Genomic DNA, 21,306 nt, shown 5'->3' with positions numbered 1-21,306 from the left:
GAGGTGGTGCGGGTGTCGTGGCGTCGGCCCGGGCCGACGTGGGTGTGGGGGCGACGACGACGAGGTCGGTCAGGGGCGGAACCGGCGCTCGATCCCGGTCCACGAGGAGTCGTAGTCGGGTTGGCGGTGGCCCGCGGTCATGGCGGAGTCGGTCACCGCCAGGGCCAGGCGGGTCTCGAACATGAACGGCAACGAGCCGGTGAGTTTCTGCGGCCGCAGGTCGGCGCCGGTCGCGAGGTCGAACGTCTCGCGGTCGGCTCCGTGCGCGGACCACTGGTTGTGCAGGGACGCCCCGCCGGGCACGAACCCCTCGGCTTTGGAGTCGTGCGAGCCCCGCACCAGGCCCATGAACTCGGACATCTGGTTGCGGTGGAAGTGGGGCGGCCGGTAGGTGTCCTCGGCCACCACCCAGCGGTCGCCGAAGACGGCGAAGTCGACGTTCGCCTGGCCCGCGACCGGGCCGGGGGAGGTGAGGACGGTGAACACCGACGGGTCCGGGTGGTCCCACAGGGCGGTGTTGAGGGGGCAGAAGTCGTCGAGGTCGAACACATACGCGGCGTGGTTGCCGTGCCAGGCGACCACGTCGAGGGGTGAGTGGTCGAGTTCGGTGGACCACCAGCGTCCGCCGAAGCGCTGCCACAGCTCGACGGGTTCCTCGCGGTCCTCGTACCAGGCGGTGGGGTAGCGGAAGTGCCGGGCGTCGGCCAGGCCGTTCGCGCCGATCGGGCCGAGTTCGGGCAGCGTGAGGGTGGCGCCGTAGTTCTCCAGGAGATAGCCGGAGGCCGCGTCGGCGAGCAGTTCCACGCGGAAGCGCACCCCCCGGCAGATGACGGCGAACTCCCCGGGGGTAACGACCAGCCGGCCGAATTCGGTGAGGAGCAGGAGCGGCCCCTGGTGGGGCACGACGAGCAGCTCCCCGTCCGCGTCCACCATGTAGCGGTCGGTCATGGACGCGGTCGCGGTGTACCAATGGATACCCACCCCGGTGCGCTGGGAGACGTCCCCGCAGGTGGCGTAGGTGCGGACCCCGTCGAGGAAGTCGACCCCGGCGGCGGGGGCGGGCGGCGGGTTCCACCGCAGCCTGTTGGGACTGGTGACGCCGCCCCGCAGGGGCGCCGATTCCCAGCCGACCTGTTCGGGCCGTTCGCGGAAAGCGGTGTGCGTGACGGAGGGCCGGATCCGGTAGCTCCAGGTGCGGCGGGTGCTCTCACGGGGTTCGGTGAACGCCGAACCGGAGTGCTGTTCGGCGTACAGGCCCAGCGGGGCGTGTTGTGGGGAGTTCTGCCGACGGGGCAGCGCCCCGGGTTCGGCCTCCGTCTGGTGGTGGCCGGCGAACCCGTGGAGGTAGTTGAGCCGCGGGACGCCCGCGGCCCCGGACGGCCGGTCGGGGGCGGCGTCGTTCACGGCGGGGTCGTTCACGGCGGCGCCACTCACGACAGAGCCACCATCTCGTGGAGGGTCTCGCCGGTGTGCCTCTCTTCCCGCCCGTCGAGGGTGAGGGTGAGCTCGAAGTCGGAGCGGAACCGGAAGTAACCGGGGTGCCCGACCAGCTTCTTGACCAGCCTGTTCAGCGGGGGCCTGCCGGCCACCGGGATGTCGGAGAGCAGGTCGTGGGCGTGGACGATCTCCTTCGGGGTCAGCGTGAGGTCGATCGTGCCGGGGACCTGCAGCCGGAGGAAGGACGGGTAGGACCGGTCGGCGATCGGGTTGAACACCGTGGGCCCTTCGGTGATCTCCACCTCGCCCTCGGACAGGAGCACCTCGCGGCCCCGGGCCACCATGATCGGCTGGGACCAGTGGGAGCCGTAGCGTTCGGTGGTCTCGACCATCGCGTAGATCAGCGAGATCTCGTCCGTGTAGAGGCGGCCCCAGTACCACTTGGCGATGATGCGTTTCATGTCGCCGACGCCCCAGTTGTGGTCGTGGTACCCGCGGCCGGTGACCCGGGCGGTCTCACCGTCGACGGTCACGGTGCCCTCGACCCGGGCGCGGGGTGCGCCGACGCACCAGGCGAAGTACTCGCGGCTGGTGTAGCGGGTCTGGCCGCGCCCGGGCATCCACGGCGGCACCTCGGCGTGGAACGTCAGGTCCACACCGAGGCCGTCCTGGTCGGCCTGCACCCGGTAGACGGGCAGCCCGTCCACCTCGTCGATCAGCACGGCGCTGTGGTGGGCGATCGTCACGTCCACCTTCTCGGTCGAGACGGTGAGCTCGGCGTCGGTGTGGTGGCGGTTGGACTCGCGCCGGCGGCCGTCCGGTGTGTACAGGTGGATCTCCACGCCGGGCCTGCGGCGGACCAGTTCGCGGCTCTGCAGCATCACCACGACGATCCGGCCGTCGTCGAGGTGGGCGTCGAAGTACCAGTGTTCGAACGCCTGCTTGTCGTGGTCCAGGTGGGCGGCGTTGTCGGCCGGGGTGACCTCGGTGATCACGCCGTCCCTCCGCCCGGGGCCGTTCCAGGCCTCGACGATGTTCAGGGACGGTCCTTGCAGGAGGGTCATCGTTCCTCGATTCTGTCGGCCGCCCGGTGCGGGCGTAGGTGTGGTGGGGCGGGCGCGGCGCTCAGCGGCGCAGCGCCCCCGAGGCGTCGAACGCGGCCTCGCGGCCGGCCATCTGTGCCCGGTACCAGTTCTCGCGGTGCCAGCACATGACGCGCTCGTGTACCCGCCCGACCGGCGGGACCCGTCGGGCGATCTCCATGGCGGTGATGAGCGGGAAACGCGCCACGGGGATCAGCGCCCACGGCAGGGCGGCGGGCATCCGGTACCTCCGGCGGGTGCCCGGGGCCATGAACATCGCGGAGTAGACCGAGTTGATGCGGAAGTTGTAGTGCTCGCGTAGCCGCTGCAGCCCGCTGTGGCCGTCGCGCGGCGCGAACGCCTGCGGGTAGGACTCGATGAGCTCGCGACCGTGCTCGCCCGAGTCGTGGGAGCGGGACAGCACGGTCATGAGCAGCATCCGGACGCTGTCGGCGATGGTCTCGGGGTACCACTGCATCCGGACGCCGAGGAGGTGGCCCATGTACTTCTGGAAGTGGATCAGGGCCCGGATCTCGCGCGGGCTGGTCTGGTATCCGAGGGCCCACAGCGCGATCCCCGGGGTAACGGATCCGGCGATGAGGGTGAGGACCATGTAGGTCTGGCTGATCGGCAGGCCCCACTTCTCGATGTCCCACTCGCCGTGGGAGGCGACGCGCGAGCGGACGGAGACGTGCATGACCCGGACCTTCATCGCCGTGGCGCGCCCCTGCGAACCGGGCCGCAGCAGGGCGCCGGGCTCGGAGACGTCGATCCAGAACCTGCACGTCTCGAGGAAGCGGCGCAGGGCGTTGTCCCCCGCGTACCCGCCGGCCAGGGAGAGCGGCGTGGCGACCGCGGACTCGGTGTAGATCTCCAGAGTCTCGGCGCCGGCGAAGCTGAACAGCATGGTGCCCCAGCGTCGCCAGATCCTGGCGCCCTCCTCGATCAGCTCGGGATCGACCCAGTCGGGCACGGTCTCGAACTCGGCGAACAACTCGCGCATCGAGTCGGGGACCTCGTCGAGTGCGTCGATGCCCTCCGTGAGCGCCGTGTCGAGCATCTGGCGGGCGCGGACCGGCCCGGTCTCGCCGTGGTAGACCTCGTCGACGAACCGCTCGGCGACGGGATCACCGGAGAACAGGTCGGCGCAGACAGCGGCGGCCTGCTCGTCGGTGGGCAGCAGGTCGAATCCGGTCAACCGGAGCAGGGCCGAGCGGATCCGTCGGAACGCGGGGTTCTCGCGTCCCTCCCAGTAGGCGAACCGTGTCGGGCAGCGAACGCCCTCGGGGACGGCGGGCCGGTCGGTGCGGATGCCGACGTCGTCACCCACCTCGATGGTCACGGAATCGGTGGTGCGGGTCATGACAGTCCTTTCTCGGCCTGCGGTGCGTGGGATGTGGCCGCGCCCGCGCCGTCGAGGCGCCGGTCCATCCAGTCGACGAGCCCACCGATCACCTGATCGAGCCCGGCGGGTTGGTCGACGAGGTAGTGGTTGAGGTGGCGCATCTCCACCAGTTCGACCCCGGGGTCGCCCGAGCGGCCGGCCATGAGCCGGGAGTCCTCCGCGAACGCGGCCTGGTCCCCGAGCAGGCTCATCACCAGCGTCGGGTCGGTGATGCGGGGCAGGTCGGTGAGCGCGTCGGCGGAGGTGTGGTCGGGGCTCCACGTGCTCAGCCAGCTGCGGGCCGTGACGAAGCGGGCCAGACCCCCGGCGGCGGTGTTGGCGGCGCGGGGATCGCCGTACATCGATCCGACCTCGCGGTCACTGGGATCGAGGGTGAGGTCGAGGAAGCGCGGGTCGGCGGTGGTCCGGTGCACCACGAACCCCCGGTCGGACCCGCCCTCGGCCTCGAGTCGCTCGAGCGCGTCCAACGCCCGGAGGTCGATCCGCCGCATCCGTTCCGCCTGCGCCGTCCGGTACTCGGTGACCCAGTCCGGGTCGAAGGGCGCGGTGCGTCCCCGGGCGTAGAGGTCGAGGCGGGGGTCGACCGACCAGGGGTCGTCCTCGTCCGTGACCGACGGGTCGATCCAGTGGCGCAGGACCCGCGCCCGGCCCGGGTGCGCACCCACGAGCATGAGGGCGTCGGCGGCCTCGGCGCCCTCGGCGCGCGACTGGTGGAACGTCGCCAGGGAACCCCCGCCGGAGAATCCGAGGAGCACGACCTGGTCGAAGCCGAGCTCCTCCCGCATCCACCGGATCCCCGTGCCGAGATCGGCCGCCGCCCGCTCCATGAGCAGCGCCGGTTCGTTGTTGGCGTACCGGGTGTTCAGCCCCATCGCGGGTTGGCCCGCCCGTGCGAGGGCGCCCAGGAGGAAGTGGCTGAGGAAGTTGGACGCGGGGTGGCACATGATCACGCCGCGTCGGCGGGAGGACCCGGGGAGTTCCACGAGGTTGGCGTGCAGCGTGGGGTAGTGGCGGGACAGACCGGAGTGCATCTCGATCCGGCCGTCGGTGGCCGGCTCGTAGGGGATGCGTTGGAAGTGGTCGACCGGGGTGGGCGCGCCGGGCATCAGATCACCGTCCTGTAGCGGAGCATCATGTCGTGGTCCTCGTGGTCGAGGATGTGGCAGTGCCACACGTATCCCTGCAGCGTTCCGCTGCGGTGATGGGCGGCGGGGGGAGCGACGGAGCCGATGTAGTCCCCGCCGAGGCGGTCGATCGTCGGCGCGCCGTCGTGGGCGTCGTGGGGCGTCTTCTGGGCGAGGTCGTGGGTGCCGCCGTGGGGGCCACCGTGCGTCGCTGCGCCATGCCCTCCGCCGTGCCCGTGGCCGTGGCCGTGGCCGAGGCCGTGGCCGTGGCCCGTGAGACCGTGGCCGCCCTGGCCGCCGTCTCCGCCGGCGGGGCCACCGGGCAGTGAGACCGTCGCGGAGAAGGTCCCGTCGGGGTCGAAGCCGAGTTCGTCGGCGGTGGGGAACCGGACCAGCACCCGGGTGACGGAGTTGGGGTCGGCGATGACGGTGTCCTTCATCCCCGTCTCCCACGGCTCCGGCGCGCGCACCGGGCCCACGACGTACGGGTCCGGATCGGGGGTCCACTTGATACCCGTCGGTGGTTGCGGCTGCCGCAGGCACATCGCGATCGTGTCGATCGCCTGGCGCGACAGCACCCGGAAGTGCACCAGGTGGAGGTGGATCGGGTGCGGGTCCGGCGTGGCGTTGACGATGTTCCACATCTCCACCGAGCCCTGGCGGGGCATCTCGATCTGCTCACTCGACCAGCGCAGGTTGTTCAGGCTCATCATGGACGGCGGGATCCGGATGTCGCTGGGTTGGCTCAGCGAGACGTTGCGCACCGCCGGGGCCGCGACGATCGGGGGCAGCGCGGCCGGCTGCCCGGCCCCGCCGCGGAGCGTCTCCGGCACGGGACCGGAGTGCCCACGGGCGGCGAGGGCGCGGAAGCGCATCAGGCGCTCCAGCCGCACGGCGCCGATCTGAGCGGCCTGCGGGGCCGCCTCCTCGGCGTTGAGCAGTTCGACGGTCTCGCCGGGGGCGAGAGCCGAGAAGTCCACGAGGACGTCCGCCCGCTCACCGGGGCCGAGCCGGAAGCGGTCCACCTTCGCCGGCGCGGGCAGCAGGCCGCCCTCCATCCCGATGACCCACATGTCCAGGGGGCGGGACAGGTGCAGCATCCAGTTGCTGAACGACGCGGCGTTGACCATCCGGAGTCGGTACAGGCCGCGCGCGACGTCCGCGGTCGGCCAGATGACCCCGTTGACCAGGCCCACGTCCCCCACCGCGCCGCCCTCCCAGTGGCCCTCCGGCACGATCGGGGTCGAGCGCATGGAGGCCGAGCCGTCGGGTCGGACGATCTTCTCCTGCAGGACGAGGGGGATCTCGAAGTCGCCGGCGGGCAGGCCGAGGGGGTTGTCGGCCCGGCCGGTGTCGTACCGGTCGCGTAGCAGGTAGCCGCCCGCGAGGCCGCCGTACACGTTGAGCCGGGTGATGGCCATGGCGTGGTCGTGGTACCAGAGCCCGGCCGCGTCCTGGCGGTTGTCGAAGTGGTGCACATGACCCTGTCCGGGCAGGGACAGCTGCTCGGGGTGGCCGTCGCTCGCCGGTTCGGTGACGCCGCCGTGCAGGTGCAGGGAGGTGGGGACCCGGGTCCGCACGGACTCCGAGAGCCCGTGCAGGCTCGTGTCTATGTCCGCGGCGTGCGGGTGCGTGGTGATCTCGTTGCGGAACGTCAGGGTGGTGCGTACCCCGGAGTGTGCCTCGATCACCGGCCCCAGGTAGCCCGCCGCTCCGTAACCCAGGGTCATCGCCGGGGGCAGGTCCCGGTGGAAACGATGCGTGCCCGTGCGCGCGGCCAACTCGAGGCTCTCGCCACGCATGACGTCCGGGCGGGGGAGCTCGTCGACGTACGGCTCGAGATCGGGGGAGTGGAAGAGAAGGGGACTGGGGCCGAGCGAGCCCGGGCCGCTCTGGGCGCGGGTCGCGGCGGCGCCGACCAGGGCCGCTCCCGCGACGCCGGCGGCGGTGCCGAGCAGGCGGCGCCGGTTGAGTACCGGCCCGCGCCCGGGGACCTCGGACTGGGGCATCGAGACCTCCTTGGACTATGACGCGAGTCACAATACCCTACGGTATGGTCTGGACGGTGGGGTTCGTCGACCGATCGGGGAGGGCACGTGTTCCGAGCAGTCGTCCGGCGCGTTCTGGCCGGGGTCACAGTTGCCGCGGTCCTGGCGGGACCGGCCGGTCTCGCCGCCGCGGACCCGGGTGACCCGCGGCGGTGCCGGGGCGCGGAGGTCGTACTCGTCCACGATCTGGCCGGCACGGCCGCCGACTGGGAGCCGCTCGCCGCCGACCTGCGGGCCGCGGGGTGGTGTCCCGTCGCGTTCGAGTGGGGGCGACCGCGTCCGCGGGACGTGCCCCTGCCGCTCGGCGGCCTGACCGGCGTGGAGACGGGCGCGGCCGAGCTCTCCCGCGTCGCGGGGTGGGGGACCGGCGCGGAGCCGGTGCCGGTCGTGGCGAAGGGGGTCGGCGGCCTCGTGGTCCAGCGCGCGATCCACCTCGCGGAGCCCGGTCCGTCCCCGGTCGGCGCGCTGGTGACGATCGGCCCGGTGTGGAACGGGACCAACGTGCTCGGCCTCGCCGACATCGAGGACCTCAGCCGGGCGCTGGGGACGTTCGACGCGATCCTGGCCTGGGAGCGGACGTGGATGGATCCGCTCTGCGAGGGCTGTCGGGAGGCCGTCCGCGGCTCGGAGCTCCTGACCCGCCTCCATGCCGACGGCGTCCGCACGCCGGGCGTGACGTACACCGACATCGTCTCTCCCGGCGACCTGCTGATCCATCCGCCGCTCGGGCAGTCCCCGCCGGGCACGCGGGTGCACGTCCTCGGGACGGCCGACCACGGACCCGCCGTGTGGCACGGTGAACTCGGCCGCGACCCCGGGTCGCGCCGTCTCGTCGTGGACGCCCTCGGTCCGACGTAGGCTGGCCGAGATGATGACGCGACACGGCAGGACGCACGGATGACCCAGGGATCGACCTGGTCGGCCCGCCCGAGCGCGCCGCGCACCGGGCGCCTCTCCGCCGAGGACTGGGCCCGCGCCGGCCTGGACCTGCTCATGACCGAGGGCCGGTCCGCCGTCAAGATCAGCCGACTGTGCGCGGATTTCGGCGTCACCAAGGGCAGCTTCTACTGGCACTTCTCCGACTTCGACGCCCTGATGGCCGCCATCGCCCGGCTCTACTTCTCCCAGGAGATGGACGCCGCGCGCGGACTGGTCTCCATGGAGGAGATGCCGCCCGACCAGCGCCTGGAGACGATGAGCGCCATGTTGGTCGAGTCGCGCGCCTGGGAGGGCGAGGCGGCGGTGCGCGAGTGGGCCCGCGCCGACGAGACCGTCGCCGAGGCCGTGGCGGAGCTGGACCGGCGAATCCTCCGGGTCGTCCACGACGCGTTCGTCGAACTCGGGTTCTCCGAGCGCGAGGCGAGGATCCGGGCGGGCGTCCTGGTGTACGCGGGGATCGGCTTCGTCTACGGACGCTCGGCGCTGCCGGTGCCGACCGTGGAGGAGATCCACGACGTGCTCGCGCTCCTGGTCCGCCGCGACGCCTGACGCGCGGCAGCACCCCCGTCGGGCGGGATCAGTGCGCGACCCGGACGGTCAGACCCCTCCGCTTGATCCGGGCGGAGAACTCGGTCACGCTCCCGCAGTCCTCGCCGTCGATCTGGAACGCCGCGGGCTTCTCGAGGATGCGTGCGGACACGCCCACCCCCTGACGGAAGTCCACGGGGCGGGTCTCGTGACGCTCGGGCTCCGGGGCGGCCCCGCCGCTGCGCCGCAGGGCGCTGACGCGGTGGCGGACGGTGTGCTGCGCGAGCACCGCGCCCGCCTGCACCCACCCGATCGCGCCCTTCGCCCGCAGTGCCATCACGTCGAGCAGCCCGTCGTCGATCACGGCGTCCGGCAACAACACCATCCCCGCCTGCAGCATCCCGCAGTTCGCCACGAGCAGGGTCCGGGCCCGGGTCTGGACCCGCGGGCCGTCGTCGAGGGAGTAGTCCACCCGGATCCGGTGGCCGCGCAGCAGGGTGGAGGCGAACGCGCCGACGTAGGCGAACCACCCGACACGTGCCTTGAGGTCGTCGTCGGTCCCGGCGATCATGTCGGCGTCCATCCCCGCGCCGAGCATCACGAGGAACACGTCGTCGTGGGACACGCCCTCGCCGTCGGTGTAGCGGACCTCGCCCAGGTCGATGCCGCGGGAGCGGCCGGTCATGGCCACCCGGAGCGCGCGGTCGACGTCGTCGAGGGGGATGTCGAGGTTGCGGGCCAGGAGGTTGCCCGTGCCGAGCGGGACCACGCCCATGGGCACGGAGGTGCCGAGCAGTCCCTGCGCGACCGAGCGGACCGTACCGTCGCCGCCGCACGCGATCACCAGACCGACGCCCTGCGCCGCCGCCTCGGCGGCCTGACCGGTGCCCGGATCGTCCTCCGTGGTCTCGTAGAAGAGGGGATCGGTCCACCCGTGCCGGGAGGCCCGCGCGGTGGCGCGCCGGCGCACCTCGTCGATGCCGACCTTGGTGGGGTTGTAGACGACGGCGAGGCGGGAGGAGGCTGGGGACACGGGACCAATCTGTCAGAAAGCCGATCCTGCCGCCATTCGCCGGCCGGGGCGATTTGGTGAGCGGGGTCCGCCGCCTATACCCTTGGGGCCGAAGTTTGAACGCCCGGAGGTCCAGGCCCCCGGGCGCCTGATCAAGTTTCACCGAAGACCGCAGGTCGCCATTCCCGCCGGGAGTGGTCGAAGGGTCCGGGAGCGCCCGGACGGCCCGCGCAGGAGAACACCGGTCAGCGTAGACGGCGTGCCCTCGGGCCGCCTCCTCCACGCCCCGTGCCGCCTGCGCACGGGGCGTTCGTGTCTCTCCCGGGCGAGATGATGCAGAAAGGAGGCGAAACATGGCAAAGCCCGCAAAGGTCCAGGCCGTCGAGGAGATCAAGCAGCACTTCCAGAACTCCTCCACCGCCGTGGTCACCGAGTACCGCGGACTCTCCGTTCCCCAGGTGACCGAGCTGCGCAAGACGCTGGGTGGCGCGGCCACGTACACCGTGGCCAAGAACACCCTGGTCAAGCGCGCGGCCGAGGAAGCCGGAGTCGAGGGTCTCGACGATCTCCTGTCCGGCCCCACCGCCATCGCGTTCGTCACCGGTGAGGTCGTGGACGCCGCCAAGGCGCTCAAGAACTTCGCCAAGGACAACAAGGCGCTCGTCATCAAGGGCGGCGTCATGGACGGCGCCCCGCTGTCCGCCGACGAGCTCGACAAGATCGCCGAGCTCGAGTCCCGCGAGGTCCTGCTCGCGAAGATGGCCGGTGCCCTCAAGGGCAACCAGGCCAAGGCCGCCGGCCTGTTCAACGCGCCCGCCTCGCAGCTGGCACGTCTGTTCGCGGCGCTCCAGGACAAGAAGAACTGACACACCCCACATGCTTCCGGGCCGTCTGACGGCACCGGGACCAACAGAAAGGACGCCACCATGGCGAAGCTCAGCAACGACGAGCTGCTCGAGGCCTTCAAGGAGATGACTCTTCTCGAGCTCTCCGAGTTCGTGAAGCTGTTCGAGGACACCTTCGAGGTCACCGCGGCCGCTCCGGTCGCCGTCGCCGCTGCCGGCGCCCCGGCTGCCGGTGGCGAGGCCGCCGCCGAGCAGGACGAGTTCGACGTCGTCCTCGAGTCGGCCGGCGACAAGAAGATCGGCGTGATCAAGGTCGTGCGCGAGATCGTGTCGGGCCTGGGCCTCAAGGAGGCCAAGGACCTCGTCGAGTCCGCCCCCAAGGCGATCGTCGAGAAGGTCGACAAGGAGGCCGCCGAGGCCGCCAAGACCAAGCTCGAAGAGGCCGGTGCCACCGTCACCCTCAAGTGACCTGACGCACCACCGCTCCACAGGGGCGGCCCGGCACACCGCCGGGCCGCCCCTGCGGTCATTTCCCGACCCGCTCACCGGCCGCCGGTCCTGCACGCCCACACGCGCTCCGGGCGACCCCGGCGGAACACTTTTCCCGGGCATGTAACAAAGCATGCGCGGGAGACGGTAGTTTACAGTGACCGTGGCCACAGATGATGGCTGCAGTGAGGAGTGGTTGACGTGGGTGTCGAGGTTTCCGTCGAGGGTCTGACCAAGTCCTTCGGTTCGCAGAAGATCTGGGAGGACGTCACGTTCACCCTTCCCGAGGGTGAGGTCAGTGCGCTCCTCGGCCCGTCGGGTACCGGCAAGTCCGTCTTCCTCAAGTCGCTCATCGGACTGCTGCGCCCCGAGCGCGGCAAGATCATCATCGACGGCACGGACATCCTGCAGTGCACCGCCAAGGAGCTCTACGAGATCCGGAAGCTGTTCGGCGTCCTCTTCCAGGACGGCGCCCTGTTCGGGTCGATGGACCTCTACGACAACGTGGCGTTCCCGTTGCGGGAGCACACCCGTAAGTCGGAATCCGAGATCCGTGACATCGTCATGGAGAAGCTGGAACTGACCGGTCTGATGGGCGCGGAGGGCAAGCTGCCCGGCGAGATCTCCGGCGGTATGCGCAAGAGGGCCGGCCTCGCCCGCGCGTTGGTCCTCGACCCCGAGATCATCCTCGTCGACGAGCCGGACTCGGGCCTGGACCCCGTCCGCACCACCTACCTCGCGCAGCTGTTGATCGACATCAACGCGCAGATCGACGCCACCATCCTCATCGTGACGCACAACATCAACCTCGCCCGGACGGTGCCCGACAACCTGGGCATGCTCTACCGCAAGAACCTCGTGATGTTCGGCCCGCGGGAGGTGCTGCTCACGAGCGAGGAACCGTCGGTCCGTCAGTTCCTGCGCGGATCGAAGCTCGGCCCCATCGGCATGTCCGAGGAGAAGGACGACGCGCAGATGCGCGCGGAGATGGAGCAGGCCGAGGCCGGCCACAACGACGGTTCCCCCGGCGAGGACGAACTGCGTGGCGTTCCGCCGCAGATGCAGCCCACCCCCGGTGGCCCGGAGCGTCAGGGCGAGCTGCGCCGCGAGAAGCGGGTGGCCGAGATGCTCGACACCCTTCCGCCCGAGGCGCAGGAGGCGATCCGAGCAGAGTGGGCTGCCCGCGGGCACGGGAACGGGCGGTCCGCCCCGGCCCCGGCCGCCGCGTCCGGGGTCCCGGGGTCGGCGCGGAACGAGTCCGCACCGGCCGCAGAGCCCGCCACGACCCCCGCTGCCGCCACCGCGCAGCCCGCCACGACCCCCGCTCCGGCCGCCACGCCGGGAGGCGCGAGCCCGTCAGGACTCGACGACCACTACGGTTCTGACCAGAGCTGAAGGCGGGAGAGGCCGGGGGAGAGTAGATGGCGGAGGGTGCGACCCAGCAGCCTGAGGAGAGGACCGGGGTGTCGCCGTCGGACGTCGGCGGTGGCGTCCGCACCGCGTTCGGCGAGGCCGGCAAGGTGTTCCGGTTGTTCCTCGAGGTGTTGCGGGGCATATTCAGGCGGCCGTTCCAGTTCCGTGAGTTCATCGGGCAGTCCTGGTTCATCGCGTCGGTGACGATCCTGCCGTCGGCGCTGGTGGCGATCCCGTTCGGCGCGGTGGTCGCGATGCAGACGGGGTCGCTCGTCCAGCAGCTCGGCGCGGAGGCGTACACCGGGGCCACCGGCGTCCTCGCCGTCGTGCAGCAGGGGGCGCCGCTGGTGACCTCCCTGCTCATCGCCGGTGCCGCGGGCTCCGCGGTCGCGGCCGACCTCGGCGCCCGCACCATCCGGGAGGAGCTCGACGCCATGAGGGTGCTGGGCATCGACCCGGTCCAGCGGCTCGTGGTGCCCCGCGTCCTGGGCATGATGCTCATCGCCGTCCTGCTCAACGGGCTCGTCTCGATCGTCGGCATCGCCGGCGGCTACGTGTTCAACATCCTCCTGCAGGGCGGTACGCCGGGCGCCTACCTGATGTCGTTCGGGGCGCTCGCGCAGTTGCCGGACTTCATCATGTCCTCGCTCAAGGCCCTCGTCTTCGGCCTCATCGCCGGAGTCGTCTCCTCCTACTGCGGCATGAACCCCAAGGGCGGCCCGAAGGGTGTCGGCGACGCCGTCAACCTCGGCGTGGTCCTCACCTTCCTCCTGCTGTTCTTCGCCAACCTCATCCTCACGGCGATGTACCTGCAGATCGTCCCGCCGAAGGGGTCGTAGATGGCGATCCACACCGACGTCGGCCCCACCCGCGCCCGTATCCGGGCGATGATCGGCGGCCCGGTCGCCGCGTTCGACTCCCTCGGCGACCAACTCGCCTTCCACCTCCGCGCGATCCGGTGGATCCCGCAGACGATCGTCCACTACCGCAAGGAGGTCCTGCGGCTCATCGCCGAGGTGACCTTCGGCGTGGGCGTGCTCGCCGTCCTCGGCGGGACGATCGGCGTCATCGTCATGATGAGCGGCTTCACCGGCGTGGTCGTGGGCCTGCAGGGATACGCCGCGCTCGACCAGATCGGCAGCTCGGTGCTCACCGGCTTCCTCTCCGCCTACGTCAACACCCGTGAGGTCGCGCCGCTGGTCGCCTCTCTCGCCCTGTCGGCCACGGTCGGATGCGGATTCACCGCGCAGCTGGGCGCCATGCGGATCTCCGAGGAGATCGACGCGCTCGAGGTGATGGCGATCCCCAGCGTGCCCTACCTCGTCACCACCCGGATCATCGCCGGGTTCATCGCGGTCATCCCGCTGTACGTGGTCGGCCTGCTGTCGTCCTACCTCGCCACGAGGGGGGTGAACACGCTCGTCCAGGGGCAGTCCACGGGCTCGTTCGACCACTACTTCCACCTCTTCCTCCCACCGGAGGACGTGATCTACTCCTTCGTCAAGGTGATCATCTTCGCCTTCGTGCTCGTGATGATCCACTGCTACTACGGGTTCACCGCCACCGGCGGTCCCGCGGGCGTCGGCGTCGCGGTCGGCCGCGCGGTCCGCACCACGATCGTGGTCGTGGCCATCCTCAACTTCTTCGTCGGACTCGCCCTCTGGGGCACCACCACGACGGTGCGGGTGGCCGGATGAACGACCTGTCACCGACCCGGAAGCGGCTCCTGGCGGCCCTGTTCATCGTCATCGCGGTCGCGTTCGTCGCCACCACCATCGCCGTCTACAACCGGGCGTTCACCTCCTCCGACACCGTCACCATGGTCACCGACGACATGGCCTACTCCCTGCCCGTGGACGCCGATGTCAAGGCGCGGGGAGTCCTCGTCGGTCGCGTCTCGGGCGTCGAGCCCGACGGTGAACAGGTCCGCGTCAACATGGAGTTCGACCCGGACTTCATGGGCCAGCTGCCCGGGAACATCAGCGGCCGCCTCCTTCCCAAGACCCTCTTCGGCGAGCGGTACGTCGACCTCGGCTTCCCCGACGCGCCCGCGGGCGCGCTCGAACCGGGGGCGACGATCCAGCAGGACACCCGCGGCAACGCCGTCGAGCTCGGCCGGGTCCTCGACGGGCTGCTGCCCGTGCTCGAGGCCGTGCCCCCGGAGAAGCTGGCCGGCACCCTCGGCGCCCTCAACCAGGCACTGGCCGGCCGCGGCGACGAGATCGGAGCGAGCCTCGTGGAGATCGGGCAGGTCTTCGAGGGCATCACGCAGGAGATGCCCGCGCTCGAGGCCGGCCTCGAGGACCTGGCGACCTTCTCCCAGACCTACTCCGAGGCGCTGCCCGACCTCATCCACGCCCTCGACGCCCTGCGGACCACCGGCGACACGGTGATCCAGCGCCGCACCGACATCGCCGACGGGCTGCAGCGCATCAGCAGCTCGGCCGACGTGGTCACCGGGTTCCTCGCCGACAACCGCGCGGATCTCATCGCCCTGGCGGCCGACTCGCGCACCTCGCTGGAGTACCTCGCCGAGTACTCGCCGGCTCTGCCGTGCACGGTGGAGAACTTCATGCTCGCCCTGGACCGCTCCGATGCGATCCTCGGCGTCGGCGACCCGCACCCCGGTATCCGCGTGACCATCGAGGTGGTCAACCCCAAGGGACGGTACGTGCCCAACCAGGACGAACCCCGCTTCTTCGACACGCGCGGGCCCCGCTGCTACGAACCCGTCCAGGAGCCCGACATCTTCCCGATGGCGCCGGGCGGGGCGATCGCCGACGGCTCCTTCCAGCCGCCGTCCCGTAACCCCGGCCCGCAGAGCATGCCCACGCTGCCCAACCCGCTGGACCTCGACGGCCCCGTGCCGCCGTTGCGGGTCCGTGGCTCCGTCCCCGCGGCGCCCGGGCGCGCGGTCCCCGAGCAGCCCAACCTGCCGTTCCCGTCGACCGTCACCGCGGGCCGCGACGCGGGCGTCATGGCCATGGCCTACGCCGGGTCGCCGCTCGAGACCGACACCGTGCGCACGGTCTACGGTGTCGCCACCTCCCGTGACGCGGCCGAGATCCCGGCCTGGATCGGGGCCATCGGTGCGCCGGCACTGCGCGGGACGGAGGTGGAGTTCAGGTGAGGACCCGACTCAGGGCGCTGTTCCGCGGGGGGCTGCTGTCCTCGTTCGTCAAGCTCGTCATCTTCATCGTCGTCACCGGCCTGTTGTCCACGATCCTCGCCACCACCATCCGCGGCGGCACCCGCGAGGAGGGCACCGAGTACTCGGCGATCTTCTCCGACGCCACGATGGTGGAGAAGGGCGACGACGTCCGGATCGCGGGCGTGGTCGTGGGCCACGTGACCGACTTCGAGATCCACGAGCGTGACCAGGCGAAGGTGTACTTCACGCTTTCCGGGGACCGGACCCTGCCCGCGAACGTGCACCTCAGCCTCCGGTTCCGCAACATGATCGGCCAGCGGTACATGAACATCGCGCGCGAGCCTGGTCCCGTGCAGCCCACCCTCCCCGAGGGGACCACGATCCCGATCGAGAAGACCTCACCCGCCGTCGACCTCACGGCCCTGTTCAACGGGTTCCGCCCGCTGTTCACCACCCTGCAGCCGGAGGACGTCAACGCCCTCGCCGACTCGCTCGTCCGCGTCCTGCAGGGTGAGGGCGGAACCGTGACGAGCCTCGTCCGCCAGACCGGGCAGCTCACCAACCACCTCGCCGACCGCGACCGGGTCATCGGGGAGGTCATCGACAACCTCACCCGGGTCCTGCAGACCATCAACGAGCGGGACGTGCAGTTCCAGCAACTCGTGGTGACCACCCGGCAACTCGTCGAGGGTCTGGCCGCGGAGCGCGACGCCGTCGGCAGCTCGCTCGACTCGATGGCGGACCTGACGTCCTCAGCGGAGAACGTCGTCACGGCGACGCGTCCGGCCGTCACCGAATCGCTCGACCACCTCAAACTCGTCACCGACAATCTCGCCGACAACGAGGAGAAACTCAGCGACGTCCTGACGAACATGCCCCTCAAGACCGACAACCTCATCCGGATGGGCTCGTTCGGCTCGTGGTTCCAGTTCTATCTCTGCGGCGCCGACATCGTCCACGGCCCGGGCAACAACGTGCCCAACCTGCTCCCGAGCGGAGGAGCCACGCTCAACCACGTGCTCTACACCAACGTCGCACCGCGATGCCATGAAGGAGGGATCCCGTGAGCAGGCGCAGGCCGGGTGAGCCACGATTCGGGAACGCCACCATCGGGGCGATCGGCGTGATCACGATCCTCGTGCTCACGCTCGGCTCCTTCCGGTTGGACGCCCTGCCCGTCGTGGGTGCGGGTCCGAAGTACGAGGCGTACTTCTCCGAGGCCGCCGGTCTCACCGGGGGCAACGAGGTCCGCGTCGCCGGGATCAAGGTGGGCGTTGTCACGGACGTCGAGCTCGACGGCGACAAGGTCCTCGTCGGCTTCCGCGCCAAGGACGCCTGGCTCGGGGACGACACGCGCGCGAGCATCCAGGTCAAGACCGTCCTGGGGCAGAAGTACCTCGCGCTCGACCCCGCGGGCACGGGCGAGCTCGACCGGTCGGAGCCGATCCCGCTGGACCGCACGGTCGCCCCCTACGACGTCGTCACCGCGTTCTCCTCGGCGGCCGAGACGCTGGACGAGATCGACGACGTCGCCCTCGCGCGGAGCCTGGACACCCTCACCGAGGCCATGCAGGCCTCGCCCGAGGAGTTCCGCAGCGCGGTCGACGGTGTCGCGCGACTGTCCCAGACCATCTCGAGCCGCGACACCGAGCTGCGCCAACTGCTCGAGGCGACGCGGACGAGCTCCGAGATCCTCGCCGAGCGCAACGACGACTTCCGTCGACTCATCATCGGCACCGGCCAGCTGCTCGGCGAGCTCAACGACCGCGCCGAGACCCTCAAGCTGGTCCTGGCGTCGACGAGGGGCCTGTCCGCTGAACTCCGACTGCTGGTGGCGGACAACGAGGCGAAGTTCGGGCCGACGCTGGACAGCCTCGACTCCGCCCTCGAGATCCTCACCGACCACGAGGAGGAACTCAAGACGTCCATCCACAACCTGGCGCCCTTCTACCGGCTGTACGCCAACATGCTCGGCACCGGACGCTGGTTCGACTCCGTGGTCACCAACCTCATCCCGCCGGGAGCGCCGGAACCGCCCTTCTACCCGGGCGCCCGGACGCCGGCCCGACAGAGTGGGATCAAGTGATGCACAAGAAGCTGCCGTACTGGTTGGTGGCGCTGCTCCTCGTCGTCGTCGTCGCGGTCGTGGCCGTCACCTACCTCGCCGTGACCCGACTCGGTCGGACCACCATCACCGCCACCTTCCCGTCCGCGGTCGGGGTCTCCGAGGGCACCGACGTCCGGATCCTCGGCGTCACCGTCGGATCCGTCGAGGAGGTCACGCCCATGGGGGACACGGTCGAGGTGCGTCTGTACGTGAACCGCGGCGTCGACGTCCCCGCCGACGCCAAGGCCGTCCAGGTCACGCCGTCCGTCATCCCGGACCGCAACATCCAACTCGTCCCCGCGTACTCCGGCGGACCGACGATGGAGTCCGGCGCGCACATCCCGATCGAACGCACGGCGACCCCCGTCGAAGTGGACCGGCTGTACGCGTCGGTCCGGGACCTCACCGAAGCCCTCGGCCCGGACGGGGCGAACCGGGACGGCGCGCTCGACCGGTTCGTCACCACCTCCGCGGACACCCTCGCCGACAACGGCGCCGCCCTCGGACGCTCGATCGACGAACTGTCCCGCGCCGCCACGACCCTGGCCGACTCCAGCCAGGACATCAGCGAGACCGTCATCAACCTGCAGTCCTTCGTCACCATGCTCGCCGAGAACGACGCCCAGGTCCGCGAGTTCAACTCCCAGATGGCCTCGTTCAACCAGACCGTCGCCGGGCAGCGCGAGGACCTCCAGGGCGCGCTCGGCGAGCTGAGCTACGCCCTCGCCGACGTCGCGCGACTCGTCCGGGACAACCAGGACGTCATCCGCAGCAACGCCGACCGCCTCGTGACACTCAGCCAGATCACCGCCGACCAGCGCGACGACCTCGAGGAGATCCTCAAGACCGCGCCACTGGCGCTGGCCAACCTCATCAACGCCTACGACGCGGAGTCCGGCACCCTGTCGATGCGCCCGAACATCCCCGAGAAGCAGAACCCCGCCGGGATCTTGTGCACGATCATGCGGTTGGGCCGGCTCAACCCGGGCAACGAGCTCTTCCAGGAGCTCGACAACATGCGGCGCGCCGACATCGAGGCGTGCGAGGCGCTCGCCCCGCAGCGCAACCAGGAACTGCGCACGTCGAACCCCGACCTGCCGCTCGGGATCCTCGAGGGGGAGATGAAGCAGTCCATCCCGGTGCCCGGGACGGTCGAGGGCAACCGCGGGTGGCCCATGACCCCCGCCTCGGAAGGGGGACGGGGATGAGGCGACACACCACCGCCGTGGCCGGGACGGCCCGCGCCGTCCGCGCCGCCCGGGCGCTGGGCGCCACCGCGCTCGTCGTGGCCGTGGCCGCCGGCTGTTCCATGAACCTGGAGGACTACACCCTGCCGGGCGGCGCCGACGTCGGCGAGGACCCCATGGAGGTCTCGATCCGGTTCGACGACGTTCTCGACCTCGTGCTGCAGTCGACCGTCAAGGTCAACGGGCTCGACGCCGGTCGCGTCACCGGCATCTCGCTGGCCGAGGACGGGTGGACCGCGCAGGTGGACGTCGTCCTGCGCGACGACCTGGAGATACCGGCCAACGCGGAGGCGTCGATCCAGCAGACCAACCTGCTGGGGGAGAAGTTCGTGCAGCTCACCCCGCCGGAGGACGAGCCGCCCACCGGCCGGCTCGCGGACGGCGACGTCATCGCCACGTCCAACACCCGCACCGCCACCGACATCGAACAGGTCCTCGGCGCCCTGTCGTTGCTGCTCAACGGCGGCGGGGTGGACCAGCTCCAGCCGATCGTGGCCGAACTGCGCAAGGCCACCGACGGCCGCGAGGACGGACTCACCGAGACGCTCCGATCGGCGGACGAACTCATCGCCGGGCTCAACCGACAACGCGACAGCATCACCGCCGCGCTCGAGGGCGTCAACCTCATGACCGCGCGCGCCAACGACCAGCGTCAACAGATCCAGGCCGCGCTCGACGAACTCCCCGCCGGGGTGGCGGTCCTCGAGGAGCAGCGCCCCCAGTTCGTCGAGATGCTGCGGCGGATCGACGCCCTCGGCGAGGTCGGTTCCGACATCCTGCTCACCAGCCGGGAGGATCTCATCGCCGACCTGCGGGCCCTGCGCCCGGTGCTGCAGTACCTCGGGGAGTCCACCCCCGACCTCATCGAGCTCACCGGGTTCGTGCCCACGTTCCCGTTCCCCGACTCGTCGATCCGCTCGACCATCGGCGGCTCGGCCAACGTCTTCCTGTCCATCGACGCGACCATCTCGGAGACCCTCCGCAACCTCGGCGCCAACCAGGGCGACCCGGTGCCGCTGCGGCCCACCACCACCCGGGGTCCCTACAACGTCGACCCGGGTAACCCGTGGGAGGGCGACAACGGTCCCGACCGGCGGACGACCATCGTCCTGCCGCTCCTCCCGGTCCCGCCCGTCATGGACCGGGCCGTCGTGCCCCGGCCCGCGCCGGGGACCTCGGAGTTCTCCGAGAACTACCTGCCTGAACCAGGGGAGCCGGGATACCGATGAGCAAGACACTGAGAACCCAGCTCATCGCCTTCTGCGTGATCGCCGCACTCGGCATCACCTACGTCGGCGCCAACTACGTCCGGCTCCCCTCCCTGCTGGGGATCGGGCAGTACAAGGTGTATCTCGAGCTGCCCGACACCGGCGGCGTGTTCACCAACGCGGCCGTCAACTACCGCGGCACGCCCGTCGGTCGGGTGGGGGAGCTGACCCTCACCGAGCAGGGGGTGCGCGTGGAGCTCGACCTGGACTCGGGTGCCCCGTCGATCCCCGCGGACACGGTGGCCGTGGTCGCCAACCGTTCGGCGATCGGCGAGCAGTACGTCGACCTGAGGCCCAACAGCTACACCGAACCCCACCTGCAGGACGGGGACGTGATCTCCGGCGGTCGCGAGGCGCTGCCCGTGCGTGTCGAGGACCTCCTGGCCTCGGTCGACGATCTCACGCGCTCGGTCCCGCTGGACGACCTCGAGGTGATGGTCGACGAACTCGGCGACGCGTTCGAGGGGCGCGGCCCGCAGCTCCAGAAGCTGTCCGACTCGCTCATCCGCCTCTCCGAGGAGGGGATCCGCACCATGCCGCAGCTGCAGGCGCTGATCCGGGACGGGGCGACCGTCCTCGACACCCAGGCCGACCAGTCCGGCGAGATCGTGAGCTTCTCCCGGGACCTGCGCACCGTGGCCGAGGCGTTGCGCGACTCCGACTCCGACCTCGAGCGACTCATCACCACCGCGCCCGAGTTCGCCGACGAGACCCGCGCGTTGGTCGAGAACTCCGGCGAGCCACTCACGCGGGCGGTGGGCAACCTGTCCACCACGATGAAGACCGTCGACCCCCTGGCTCCGTCGTTCGTCGTCCTGCTGCAGCTGCTGCCCGCGCTGTCCGCGGGTGGCCTGTCGGTGGCGCCCGGCGACGGCACCATCCACTTCGGTCTGGTGCTGGAGATGGACAACCCCACACCGTGCACCCAGGGCTACGAGGGGACCTACGAGATCATCGAGCAGCTCAAGGCCCAGGACCCGTCCTTCGACCCGCAGGAGCAGAACTTCCCGCCCAACTACGAGGCCCGCTGCACGGTGCCGTTCGGCAGCCCCACGGCGGTCCGCGGCGCCGACCGGGTCGAGTACGCGCACCCCGACGTCCCGCAGCCGTGGGACGCCACGCCGAAGATCGACCCGGACCGCCTCAACCTGTCCGTGGCCGCCGAGCAGCTGGCGGTCCTGCAGGGGCTGATCCCACGGTGACGGGCAGAC

Annotated in this window: 19 protein-coding genes; 13 read left to right on the top strand and 6 right to left on the bottom strand. The window is 70.8% G+C overall.

Annotated features, from left to right (window positions below):
* Window positions 1-69 precede the first annotated feature (69 nt).
* From hmgA to RWK90_RS04870, 5 genes are all read right to left on the bottom strand, one after another.
* Window positions 70-1,434, bottom strand: coding sequence for a homogentisate 1,2-dioxygenase (hmgA, locus tag RWK90_RS04890; RefSeq protein WP_314035346.1), 1,365 nt, complete (start codon window positions 1,432-1,434; stop codon window positions 70-72).
* Window positions 1,431-2,501, bottom strand: a complete 1,071-nt coding sequence (locus tag RWK90_RS04885; RefSeq protein WP_314035344.1) for a lipocalin-like domain-containing protein — start codon at window positions 2,499-2,501, stop codon at window positions 1,431-1,433. The genes hmgA and RWK90_RS04885 overlap by 4 nt, the downstream gene beginning before the upstream one ends.
* 61 nt (window positions 2,502-2,562) lie before the next feature.
* Window positions 2,563-3,882: an oxygenase MpaB family protein gene (locus tag RWK90_RS04880; protein ID WP_314035342.1), complete on the bottom strand. Its 1,320-nt coding sequence runs from the start codon at window positions 3,880-3,882 to the stop codon at window positions 2,563-2,565.
* Entirely contained in the window at window positions 3,879-5,030 is a 1,152-nt protein-coding gene (locus tag RWK90_RS04875; protein ID WP_314035340.1) for an alpha/beta hydrolase, read from the bottom strand. The genes RWK90_RS04880 and RWK90_RS04875 overlap by 4 nt, the downstream gene beginning before the upstream one ends.
* Window positions 5,030-7,057: a multicopper oxidase domain-containing protein gene (locus tag RWK90_RS04870; protein ID WP_314035338.1), complete on the bottom strand. Its 2,028-nt coding sequence runs from the start codon at window positions 7,055-7,057 to the stop codon at window positions 5,030-5,032. Before RWK90_RS04870 ends, RWK90_RS04875 begins: the two co-directional genes overlap by 1 nt.
* An 87-nt stretch (window positions 7,058-7,144) precedes the next feature.
* On the opposite strand from RWK90_RS04870, the gene RWK90_RS04865 reads away from it, so the two are divergent.
* Complete coding sequence (locus RWK90_RS04865; RefSeq protein ID WP_314035336.1) at window positions 7,145-7,954, top strand: lipase; 810 nt, start codon at window positions 7,145-7,147, stop codon at window positions 7,952-7,954.
* A gap of 39 nt (window positions 7,955-7,993) precedes the next feature.
* Window positions 7,994-8,584, top strand: a complete 591-nt coding sequence (locus RWK90_RS04860) for a TetR/AcrR family transcriptional regulator (RefSeq protein ID WP_314035334.1) — start codon at window positions 7,994-7,996, stop codon at window positions 8,582-8,584.
* Window positions 8,585-8,612: 28 nt separating this feature from the next.
* Here the strand turns inward: RWK90_RS04860 and RWK90_RS04855 are convergent, their stop codons facing one another.
* Window positions 8,613-9,596, bottom strand: a complete 984-nt coding sequence (locus tag RWK90_RS04855; RefSeq protein ID WP_314035332.1) for a diacylglycerol kinase family protein — start codon at window positions 9,594-9,596, stop codon at window positions 8,613-8,615.
* Window positions 9,597-9,928: 332 nt separating this feature from the next.
* On the opposite strand from RWK90_RS04855, the gene rplJ reads away from it, so the two are divergent.
* The 11 genes from rplJ to RWK90_RS04800 all read left to right on the top strand — a co-directional run bounded on the left by rplJ (window position 9,929) and on the right by RWK90_RS04800 (window position 21,297).
* Window positions 9,929-10,441 carry a 50S ribosomal protein L10 gene (rplJ, locus tag RWK90_RS04850; RefSeq protein WP_314035330.1) on the top strand — a complete coding sequence of 171 codons (513 nt, stop codon included), beginning with the start codon at window positions 9,929-9,931 and terminating at the stop codon, window positions 10,439-10,441.
* 60 nt (window positions 10,442-10,501) lie between these two features.
* Window positions 10,502-10,888 (top strand): 50S ribosomal protein L7/L12, encoded by a 387-nt coding sequence (rplL, locus tag RWK90_RS04845; RefSeq protein WP_314035328.1) that lies wholly within the window; start codon window positions 10,502-10,504, stop codon window positions 10,886-10,888.
* A gap of 222 nt (window positions 10,889-11,110) precedes the next feature.
* On the top strand, window positions 11,111-12,304 hold the full coding sequence (locus RWK90_RS04840) for an ATP-binding cassette domain-containing protein (RefSeq protein ID WP_314035326.1): 1,194 nt from the start codon (window positions 11,111-11,113) through the stop codon (window positions 12,302-12,304).
* A gap of 26 nt (window positions 12,305-12,330) precedes the next feature.
* The gene (locus RWK90_RS04835) at window positions 12,331-13,161 is read left to right on the top strand and encodes an ABC transporter permease (RefSeq protein ID WP_314035324.1); all 831 of its coding nucleotides are present in this window, start codon (window positions 12,331-12,333) and stop codon (window positions 13,159-13,161) included.
* A 48-nt stretch (window positions 13,162-13,209) separates the two neighbouring features.
* Complete coding sequence (locus RWK90_RS04830) at window positions 13,210-14,019, top strand: ABC transporter permease (protein WP_314035928.1); 810 nt, start codon at window positions 13,210-13,212, stop codon at window positions 14,017-14,019.
* Window positions 14,016-15,452, top strand: coding sequence for an MCE family protein (locus tag RWK90_RS04825; RefSeq protein ID WP_314035322.1), 1,437 nt, complete (start codon window positions 14,016-14,018; stop codon window positions 15,450-15,452). Before RWK90_RS04830 ends, RWK90_RS04825 begins: the two co-directional genes overlap by 4 nt.
* Complete coding sequence (locus RWK90_RS04820) at window positions 15,449-16,540, top strand: MCE family protein (RefSeq protein WP_314035320.1); 1,092 nt, start codon at window positions 15,449-15,451, stop codon at window positions 16,538-16,540. Before RWK90_RS04825 ends, RWK90_RS04820 begins: the two co-directional genes overlap by 4 nt.
* Window positions 16,537-17,559 (top strand): MCE family protein, encoded by a 1,023-nt coding sequence (locus RWK90_RS04815; RefSeq protein ID WP_314035318.1) that lies wholly within the window; start codon window positions 16,537-16,539, stop codon window positions 17,557-17,559. The genes RWK90_RS04820 and RWK90_RS04815 overlap by 4 nt, the downstream gene beginning before the upstream one ends.
* Complete coding sequence (locus tag RWK90_RS04810) at window positions 17,559-18,788, top strand: MCE family protein (RefSeq protein WP_314035926.1); 1,230 nt, start codon at window positions 17,559-17,561, stop codon at window positions 18,786-18,788. Before RWK90_RS04815 ends, RWK90_RS04810 begins: the two co-directional genes overlap by 1 nt.
* The gene (locus RWK90_RS04805) at window positions 18,785-20,056 is read left to right on the top strand and encodes an MCE family protein (protein WP_314035316.1); all 1,272 of its coding nucleotides are present in this window, start codon (window positions 18,785-18,787) and stop codon (window positions 20,054-20,056) included. The genes RWK90_RS04810 and RWK90_RS04805 overlap by 4 nt, the downstream gene beginning before the upstream one ends.
* Window positions 20,053-21,297: an MCE family protein gene (locus RWK90_RS04800; RefSeq protein WP_314035314.1), complete on the top strand. Its 1,245-nt coding sequence runs from the start codon at window positions 20,053-20,055 to the stop codon at window positions 21,295-21,297. The genes RWK90_RS04805 and RWK90_RS04800 overlap by 4 nt, the downstream gene beginning before the upstream one ends.
* Window positions 21,298-21,306 lie beyond the last annotated feature (9 nt).

This window comes from Dietzia sp. CH92 (genome assembly GCF_032248695.1).
Lineage (GTDB): Bacteria > Actinomycetota > Actinomycetes > Mycobacteriales > Mycobacteriaceae > Dietzia.
The sequence above is the reverse complement of the archived record's forward strand: the minus strand, read 5'-3'. Positions and strand labels throughout refer to the sequence as shown.

Excerpts from the sequence above, each read along its gene's own strand:
- RWK90_RS04885 (WP_314035344.1), bottom strand. The coding sequence starts at position 2,501 with ATGACCCTCCTGCAAGGACCGTCCCTGAACATCGTCGAGGCCTGGAAC.
- RWK90_RS04880 (WP_314035342.1), bottom strand. The coding sequence starts at position 3,882 with ATGACCCGCACCACCGATTCCGTGACCATCGAGGTGGGTGACGACGTC.
- RWK90_RS04875 (WP_314035340.1), bottom strand. The coding sequence starts at position 5,030 with ATGCCCGGCGCGCCCACCCCGGTCGACCACTTCCAACGCATCCCCTAC.
- RWK90_RS04870 (WP_314035338.1), bottom strand. The coding sequence starts at position 7,057 with ATGCCCCAGTCCGAGGTCCCCGGGCGCGGGCCGGTACTCAACCGGCGC.
- RWK90_RS04860 (WP_314035334.1), top strand. The coding sequence starts at position 7,994 with ATGACCCAGGGATCGACCTGGTCGGCCCGCCCGAGCGCGCCGCGCACC.
- rplJ (WP_314035330.1), top strand. The coding sequence starts at position 9,929 with ATGGCAAAGCCCGCAAAGGTCCAGGCCGTCGAGGAGATCAAGCAGCAC.
- rplL (WP_314035328.1), top strand. The coding sequence starts at position 10,502 with ATGGCGAAGCTCAGCAACGACGAGCTGCTCGAGGCCTTCAAGGAGATG.
- RWK90_RS04835 (WP_314035324.1), top strand. The coding sequence starts at position 12,331 with ATGGCGGAGGGTGCGACCCAGCAGCCTGAGGAGAGGACCGGGGTGTCG.
- RWK90_RS04830 (WP_314035928.1), top strand. The coding sequence starts at position 13,210 with ATGATCGGCGGCCCGGTCGCCGCGTTCGACTCCCTCGGCGACCAACTC.
- RWK90_RS04825 (WP_314035322.1), top strand. The coding sequence starts at position 14,016 with ATGAACGACCTGTCACCGACCCGGAAGCGGCTCCTGGCGGCCCTGTTC.
- RWK90_RS04810 (WP_314035926.1), top strand. The coding sequence starts at position 17,559 with ATGCACAAGAAGCTGCCGTACTGGTTGGTGGCGCTGCTCCTCGTCGTC.
- RWK90_RS04805 (WP_314035316.1), top strand. The coding sequence starts at position 18,785 with ATGAGGCGACACACCACCGCCGTGGCCGGGACGGCCCGCGCCGTCCGC.
- RWK90_RS04800 (WP_314035314.1), top strand. The coding sequence starts at position 20,053 with ATGAGCAAGACACTGAGAACCCAGCTCATCGCCTTCTGCGTGATCGCC.